At 62.2% G+C, this 8,237-nt stretch carries 7 protein-coding genes; all 7 read right to left on the bottom strand.

The window, feature by feature from the left end; translation table 11 throughout:
* Nucleotides 1-56 precede the first annotated feature (56 nt).
* A complete protein-coding gene (locus tag QQL87_RS19975; protein WP_284420440.1) occupies nucleotides 57-1,007 on the bottom strand; it encodes a TauD/TfdA family dioxygenase in 951 nt (316 codons plus the stop codon).
* Nucleotides 1,008-1,089: 82 nt separating this feature from the next.
* Nucleotides 1,090-1,818 (bottom strand): thioesterase II family protein, encoded by a 729-nt coding sequence (locus QQL87_RS19970; protein WP_284420442.1) that lies wholly within the window; start codon nucleotides 1,816-1,818, stop codon nucleotides 1,090-1,092.
* Nucleotides 1,819-1,838: 20 nt separating this feature from the next.
* Nucleotides 1,839-2,069: an MbtH family protein gene (locus tag QQL87_RS19965; RefSeq protein WP_284420444.1), complete on the bottom strand. Its 231-nt coding sequence runs from the start codon at nucleotides 2,067-2,069 to the stop codon at nucleotides 1,839-1,841.
* Between the two features lie 292 nt (nucleotides 2,070-2,361).
* A complete protein-coding gene (locus QQL87_RS19960; RefSeq protein WP_284420445.1) occupies nucleotides 2,362-4,680 on the bottom strand; it encodes a TonB-dependent receptor in 2,319 nt (772 codons plus the stop codon).
* A gap of 708 nt (nucleotides 4,681-5,388) precedes the next feature.
* Nucleotides 5,389-5,658 (bottom strand): hypothetical protein, encoded by a 270-nt coding sequence (locus QQL87_RS19955; RefSeq protein WP_284420446.1) that lies wholly within the window; start codon nucleotides 5,656-5,658, stop codon nucleotides 5,389-5,391.
* Nucleotides 5,655-6,788 (bottom strand): PepSY-associated TM helix domain-containing protein, encoded by a 1,134-nt coding sequence (locus QQL87_RS19950; RefSeq protein ID WP_284420511.1) that lies wholly within the window; start codon nucleotides 6,786-6,788, stop codon nucleotides 5,655-5,657. The genes QQL87_RS19955 and QQL87_RS19950 overlap by 4 nt, the downstream gene beginning before the upstream one ends.
* A 554-nt stretch (nucleotides 6,789-7,342) precedes the next feature.
* Nucleotides 7,343-8,230 (bottom strand): intradiol ring-cleavage dioxygenase, encoded by an 888-nt coding sequence (locus QQL87_RS19945; protein WP_284420448.1) that lies wholly within the window; start codon nucleotides 8,228-8,230, stop codon nucleotides 7,343-7,345.
* Nucleotides 8,231-8,237 lie beyond the last annotated feature (7 nt).

The raw sequence follows: 8,237 nt of genomic DNA, 5'->3' as shown, positions 1-8,237 counted from the left end.
GTCCAGATATCCGATAGCAGCGTGACGTTCGATCGAGGGGCTCGACGGGTCCAGGCTCAGTGAATCCGATGGGCTTGCGCCATCGCAACGATCACCCTGCGGGGGCCCTTGAAAGGCTCACGCGCATGCGCCGTCAGCATGTTGTCGAGCATCACGACGTCGCCGGCCTGCCAGGGAAAGACGATCTTGTGCCGCTCGAGAACGCCACGCACCGTTGTCAGCGTCTCGTCGTCGATCGGCGACCCGTCGCCATAGAATGCGTTGCGTGGCAGCTCGAGCGGGTCGCCGACGATGTCGAGCAGGCTCTCACGCACGTCAGGTGCGAGGCTGGAGACATGGAACAGATGCGCCTGGTTGAACCACACGGTGTCACCGGTGACGGGATGCACCGCAATGCCCTGGCAGACCTGCCGCGTCCGCAGCTCGTCGCCATCCTTCCATTCGCAGACGATCGAATGGGTCGCGCAATACCGCTCGACCTCTGCCTTGGACTCGGTGCCGAAGACCTGCCGCCAGTCGACATCGAGGCCGCTGCCATAGTTGCGGACATACATGACGCCCTTGTCTGCAAAACGCTTGCGAATCGCCGCGGGCATGTCGCGGTGGATGAGCCTGCTGTCGGCAACAGGCGTCTCGCCACCCTGCTGCGCCGGCTGCTGGCAGTAGAACCAGATCTTCATCGGCCAATCGCGCGTATAGGCCTGCTCGTTGTGCAATGGGATGCTCTGATGCGGCGGATATTCCGTCGACGTGTAGACACCAGCGCTGACTTGCGTCCGCGGCGTGGAGCCGAATTCGTAAGTCAGCAGCGGATGACCGAAACCGGCTGCGAAGCTCCGGAATGCTTCGGCGCCGTCGAGCTGGAAGTCGCGAAAGAGAATTCCGCCACTCGCGTACAGCTGGCGCTCGATCATATCGCGACACTCGGTCGCAGCCTCGGCGAGCGGCTGCTTGCCGTCGGCCCGCAGCAGGAATGGCAACGCATCATTGTCTATCTTAGGTTGCATTGCGAACATCACTTGTCCTCAGCTCCGCCCCGACTAGGGCATCAACATTTCTGCGCCAGCCGCGGCTGGCTCTGTGTTCAGATCAGAGTTCCGCGCCGACGGCAGCGACCTGCGAGCGCGTCACGGGCGCTAATAGTGCGGCGATCCGCCGCAACAGCTCGGCTTGCCGCGTGTGAATGAAGAAGTGGTCTCCCGGCAGCATATCGAGCCCGAACGCCAGCGATGTTTCGGCACGCCAGGCATCCAGCGCCTCCAAGCGTGTCTCGTCCTGATCTCCCCCGAAGACATGGATTGGACAGCGCAGCGGCGGCCGCGTCCGATAGACGTAGTTGCCGCACATCAGGAAGTCGGCGCGCAGGACCGGCAGCGCGCCCCGCATGATCTCCGCATTTTCCAGAGCTTGCGGTGGCGTTCCTTTCAGTCTCAGAAGCTCATCGCGCAGAGCATCGTCGCTGAGCGGATCCAGCCACCGGCTGCCGTCGCGCATGGCCGGCGCTTCCGTCCCGGACACAAGCAGCATCTTCGGCCTGGGCGCTCCCAGCGCGCACAGCCTCTGCGCGACCTCGTAAGCGATCAAGCCGCCGAGGCTGTGACCAAACAGAACGTAGGGCATTGCCAATGGCTCGCGGGCCAGCTCGACCGCAAGCTGGTCGGCCAATGCCGCCGGATCCGTGTGCAACGGCTCGTCCATCCGCACCCCACGCCCAGGCAACTCCAACGGAACGACATCGATCGACGACGGAAGCTGCCGCCTCCAGCGCGCATAGATCATCGCGCTGCCTCCCGCATACGGCAAACAGATGAGGCGCATTGCAGCCGCCCTCCTTCGCGTCAGGCTTCCGCTGATCCCGCCGGATTGTCCTGCATGAACTTGCGAAGCGAGAGCGGCCGCATATCGGTCCATACCTGCTCGATATGGTCCAGGCATTCCTTCTTGCTTCCGGTCACGCCGACCGCGTTCCACCCATTGGGGATGCTCTTGAACGTCGGCCAAATGGAATATTGTTCTTCGTGATTCACGACGACGGTGAAGGTGACATCGTCTCGGTCGAAGACCATCATGCCCGGATACTCCTACTAACAAGCGGCGGCGGTGAACTACGAGTAATGCAGTTGAGAATGACAGTCAAAAGGATACCGTCGATGACAGTTTTTAATCTCTCCAAGGTAACGTCGGATCAGCAATTCAACATAAGGATGCAGTCGATCAGATCGAGATCACGCCGATCGCGTCAGAATACAAACTAACAATTTTCATCTGATTGTCGCAGAGCAGGTCTGTGGCCCTGAAGACGAGCAGACCGCCGCACGTTTGCCGTGCGACGGCCTGCTTCTCGACAATCGATCTACGGTCTCAGAAGTTGAAGGTCGTCGAGACCAGATAGGTTCGCGGCGCGCCCAGGGTGATCACGCCGCTGTAGGCCGACGCCCAATACGCCTTATTGAAGACGTTCTCGACGCTGCCGCGTACGACGATCGGCTTGCCGTTCCACGGCGACTTGAACGTGTAGCGCGCACCCAGGTCGACGCGCGTCCAATCCGGCAAGGAGAGCTTGTTAGCCGTGTCGACATACTGTGCTCCCGTATAGACGACTCGTCCGGTCAGCGTGAGATCACGCACGAACGGCGTATCCCATTCGGCACCGAGGTTCACCGTCAGCTCGGGCACACCGATCGCGCGCTTGCCGTCGGTGGCGGCGCTTGCTGTCTTCTCCTGCACGCCATGAATGTAGGCGAAGCCTCCCAGAAGCCGGAACGTCGGCATGACCTCTCCGAACACGTTGAACTCCGCACCGGTGTTACGCTGAACACCATTCAACACCTGCGTCAAAGCGCCGGAGGTCGAAGCGACATTGATGACGCTCGGCCGCGAGATGTCGAACGCGCTCAGCGTCGTCGTGATGCGGCCGAAGTCCACCTTGATTCCGGTCTCGACCTGCTTGGTCTGCCCCATCGGAAGCACCTGACCGGTGTTGGTGTAGCCGGAGGCGACAACCGTCGGAGTCTGCAGTCCCTCGATGTAGTTGGCATAGAGTGAGACATGCTCGCCCGGCTTCACGACCAGCGCGTAGGCCGGCGTCCACACCGACACGTCCTCGAATGGTCGGCTCGACGCTGCAGCGAGAAGATTTGTCACCTCGGTCCCCGCCGTCTGACGACGGACGCCGACCGTGAGCTGGATCCGCTTGTTGAGCAGCGACATCGTGTCCGAGACACCGATGCTCCAGAGGTTTGCGCCGACCACCTGATTCGCCTGCGTCGTAGAGAATGTCGGCAGCGCGACATCTGTCGGCTCGGTGTAGAGACTCCAGGGTGCGGCCTTCCCGACCACGAGCTGCTGGGTATACGTCCGGTCGGTGATCGAATAGCCGACATTGATGGCGTGGTTGATTGGGCCGGTGTCCGCGGTCATGCGCAGGCCGGCTTCGCCAGCATAGGTCTTGTAGGTTTCGCTTGCAGTTCCCGGCGTCCCGGACAGCCCTCCCGCGTTGCTCAAAAGAGTCGGAGATGGATACCGATAGTTGATATTGCTGTCATGATAGCCGAAGCCGGCATATGCCGTGATTTTGTCATTGAGGTCGACCTCCCCCTTCACCGTCGAGAAGAAATCCGTCGGCGCATAATAGGCCCACGGCACCTGGAAATTTGTGCCGGCTGACGGCGGCGCCGGAATGCTGGTGACCGCAGGACCGACGCCGAAAAAGCGCAGCGGGGGGTTCAGCTTGTCGGCTTGATAGCCGACATCGGCATCAACCCGGACGTTTTCCCCGTGATAATCGACCGCGAGATGAGCATTGCCGAACTCGTCGTGCTGACGGTTCCAGGCCGTATCGCCGTTCGCATAGGTGCTGTCCAGCCGCACGCCCCATTCCTTGTGCTCACCATAGCGGCGGCTGACATCGATCTGCTCACCAAGCTGCGACTTCGAGGCATAAGTGGTCGTCAACTGCGTGACGTCCTCCAGCGGAGCGTGCTTTGTGACGAGGTTGACGCTGCCGCCGACGGCACCGCCGCTCGAGGCACCCGTGCCGCCGATCGTCATGCCGTTGAGCAGAGCGGCCGGCCCCTTGAGCAGTTCGACGCGCTCAATGAAGTTCGCGCCGGTGGAGTAATAGGGCGCGATTCCGGCGAGGCCGTTCAAGCCATAGTCGCCGCTGTCGTAGTAGAAGCCGCGGATGAACAGGCCGTCTGACCCACCGCCGGCCGCCTGCACCGCGCGCACGGAGGGATCGTTGATCAGCACATCGCGGATCGTGCGGGCCTGCTGGTTCTGGATCAGCTGCGACGTGAAGCTCGTCTGGTTGAAGGGCGTGTCCATCACGCCGCGATTGCCGAGCAGTCCGAGCCCGCCGCCGCTCGCGACCTGGCCGCCGGCATAGGGCGACGGTGGCGCGCCGACAGTGCCGGTCGAGGGTGTCACGTAGGGAACCGGCGCCCTTGGAGGCAGATTGCGGGCGGCGACGCGACGCTGCACGTTCCGTGTCGACGTCGCCTGCGTCCGCTGAACCGTCTGCCGTGGCTTCTGCTTCGGTGCATCCACCGTCACGTCAGGCAGCTTGGTCTGAGCAGATGCCTGCTGAACGCCCCCGACTCCCAACGTGAGAGCCAACGAGCTCACGAGCCCCAACGAAATCGGCAACCTGAAATCTCTATCCTTCACACGACAAACCATTCCGACACCCCGATCATCCCAAGCTCCAACTTGGTTCACCGGCGCTCCTAACACACAGGTATTTGAGGATGGCGTCGTACCGCGTAGAACTCATCTAACGAGCGATAATTCCGTCGGCTCGCGCGATTCAACGGATTGGATTTTCAGAGTGATTTTTTGCGGAGCGACTAATTCGAAGCCTTCCAAAGAAGAGCATGCGCTGCTGTGATTCGCGCGCATCGCTTCGCAACGCGCCATTCTGGTCGCATGACTCAAACGAAGAGCAGACCAACCAACGCGCCGAGATCTCGACGAGATACAACTAACTGTATTTCCATTCTTGATTCAATCTCGCTTCAAATACGTCACGAAATCGTGCGACCGCGGCCCGCGTCATGGCGGACTACGCGATGCGTGTTTCTGAATGTTTTCGTCGATGCGATCAGAGCTGGACTGATCGACGAGATCTGCTCTCGATGCATAATGCCGCACGCAACTTGGCCGCCCCCAACCGCTGATGGTCGTACGAACAGACCGGCCGCTACGACGCGGCCATGACCCATGCGCGGGAATGAGAGAATCGACGGAGAGCGGTCGCGGCCCTGCCGCGGGCAGCAATGAGGCCGCAAGTGATGCGGCAGGACGACGGCCCGTGCGGCGCGAGGATTCGAGACGCGCGCGAGAGAGGGAGAGAGACGCCTGCTGCCGATGCGGGAGCAGAGGGATCCGTCAGTGAGGCGCGTCGCGCGCTTCGGACTGAGCGCCCTGCGCCACGGACTTGAAACCGGCACGCCATCCCGCGCCATAGATCAGCGACAACAGGATCGGGATCGATAATCCGAGCCAGCACAGGCCATCCCAGAGACCGTCGCCAAGCAGCCCGAATGCCAAGCCGGCCGCCGCGACCAGGCCGATCAGCAGCGGCGCGCGAAACACCTGCCATGTCGACAGTTGCGCGATGCGCGCCGACGGCGTCGGCGATGCTGTGGGCGGCCTCATGGCGACACCGTCACCGGCGCCACCGTTGCGGCCGCACTTGTCGCGAGCCGCCGCTTGCTGCCCCATCGTTTTGCAACCCACAGATAAAGGCCGCTGCTCAGCACGATGATCGTGATAACATCGAGCAACGCCCAGATGATCTTCAGGGGCAGCCCGCCATAGTCACCGAAGTGCAGCGGCCGCGACACTTGCAGCGCGCGCAGATACCAAGAGACCCCGGGCGCCACCATCTTGGCGCTGTCATTCGCATCGACCAGAACGGGCTGGAACATGCGTGCGGTGAACGGCGTGCCGCCCTTGGTCCAGACGATCAGATGCTGCGGGCTGCCGAACCGCGCCGTTGTCGGCATGGTCACGAACGCCACCAGTCGATCCGGAAACGCCGCGCGTACGGCATCGACCGCGCCGCCGACGGACTTCGCCTCCGCGAGCGGCTTGCCCTGATAGGCCGCGAGCAGCGCCGGCATGGTCTGGGCGCGCCAGAGATCGAACAGCGGAACGGCAAGCGTGTTGATGGTGCCCGTCAGCCCCACCGCGAGAGCCCAGCTCACGGTGACGATGCCGAGCAGATTGTGCAGGTCGAGCCATCTGAGGCGTGCGGAGCGGTTCCGGACCGTGCCGAATTGAAGCCGCTTCATGAACGGCCAGTAGATCACGACGCCCGAGATGATGGACGCGGCGAAGACCAGGCCCATCAGGCCGAGAAACAGCTCACCGGGGAGGCCGGTGAACATGTCCCTGTGGATCCGCAGGATGACATCCATGACATCCTGATGCGGCCCCTCCTCGCCGAGAACGGCGCCAGTCCGGGCGTCCACCGTCAGGCGATGAAACTGGCCGGGAACGGGTATGGCCGTCGGCGACATCGTGACCACGGCGATCGATTCGGCCTCCTTCGGCGCAACAAACAACACATGCTGCTCAGGAAGCCGCTGCTGCGCGGATGCGATCAGGCGGTCGAGCGGCAGAAGCGGCGTGCCCGATGGCATCTCAGGCGCGGAGATCTCGTCCTCGAGATAGTGATCAATCTCCTGATGGAAGATCAGCGGGAGCCCGGTCAGACACAGCATCAGCAGAAAGACCATGCTGATCAGCGACGTCCACGTGTGAACTTGTACCCACAGCCGCATTGCGCTCGAACCTACCTGCTTCACCACCCTCTCGTGGCGCGGCCGATCGCGCCAGCGAGCCATTTTCGAATCGGACTCGGCCGCCCGCACCGCTGCGGTTACGAGCGGCGTCGAGCTCCATGACCCAACATGGACAAATCTGGAAACATTCAGACAAGCGGAGAAGCACGCACGACTGGTGCGTGAACCTCTTGCTCCTCTGAAGCATCAATGGCGGTTCCGAAAAATGACGAGTCCCGCTGCTGTCGAAACGACAAGGACGTCATCACTCCAAACATCTGATGGTCGGTATGATGCTGAGGATCGCGCGCGGCAGCAATCGAATTTGCCGCGCGCCCCGCTGGAATATCTTTAAGGTAGCGCACGAAATATGGCGTTCGCCGCTCTGACCCGCGAGCGAACCGAGCGGCGCGGTGACTGGAGTCGGGCGAAATCTTGAATGCCCCCTCGGCAGTCGACTGCAGCGGGACGGAACATGGGCGAACATTTGCTCATTGGTGGCCCGAACCTGCGCGACTCGCCGGCGAGGCGAGGCGCCTACGACGATCGGGCGCCTAGCCTTTCTTCTCGGGCGCAAGCACGAAGTCGAACTTCGTCTCCCAGAACGGATTCGCAAACGCGAACTGCCGCGCCCGCTCTGGATCATCGATCTTCTCGAACTTTGCGAGCAGACTCTTCTTCACGCCGAACACCGCATCGGAGTCGATGTAACGATCGTCGGGGTCGAAGATATGGGTCGTCAGCGTCTCGAAGCCATCCCCGGATATGATGAAGTGGAGATGCGCGGGCCTGAACGGATGCCGGCCGAGCTTGCCCAGCAGCTGGCCGACCGGGCCATCGTCGGGGATCGGATAGAAGCGCGGTTTCACCGCGCGGAACCAGTAGCGGCCAGCCTCGTCGGTGCGGAACACGCCGCGCAGATTGAAGTCGGGCTGCAGGCCCTTCTGCTGCACGTCGTAGAAGCCGTCGTCGTTGGTCTGCCAGACGTCGAGCTTCACGTTCGGGATGGGCCGCCCTGCCGTGTCGCGGACGATGCCGGAGATCACCATGTCCTCGCCCTTGTGGTCGAGGCAGATGTTGCTGCCGAGCGGCAACTCCGGCGCATCATGCACGTAGAAGGGCCCAAGCACCGTACTCTCCGAGGCGCCGGCCGGCTTGCGGTGGTTGATCGCGTCGACCAGCATCGAGACGCCGAGCGTGTCGGAGAGCAGGATGAACTCCTGCCGCCAGTCGGTGCACATCTGCCCGGTGCGGGTCAGGAACATGATCGCTTCGAACCACTCCTTCTGGGTGGGTTCGATTTCCTTCACCGCCTCGTGCAGCTTGCGGGTGATGACCGCCATCACCTCCTTCAGCCGCGCATCCCCGGCGTTCTTGTTGCGGCCGATCACGACCTCGGCGGAGTTTTCTTCGGTGAAATAGCCCTGCTCATGATCATCCATGAGGTCT

Origin of the sequence: Bradyrhizobium sp. SSBR45G (assembly GCF_030159255.1) — a bacterium.
Lineage (GTDB): Bacteria > Pseudomonadota > Alphaproteobacteria > Rhizobiales > Xanthobacteraceae > Bradyrhizobium.
This window is presented reverse-complemented; position numbering and strand designations above follow the sequence as displayed.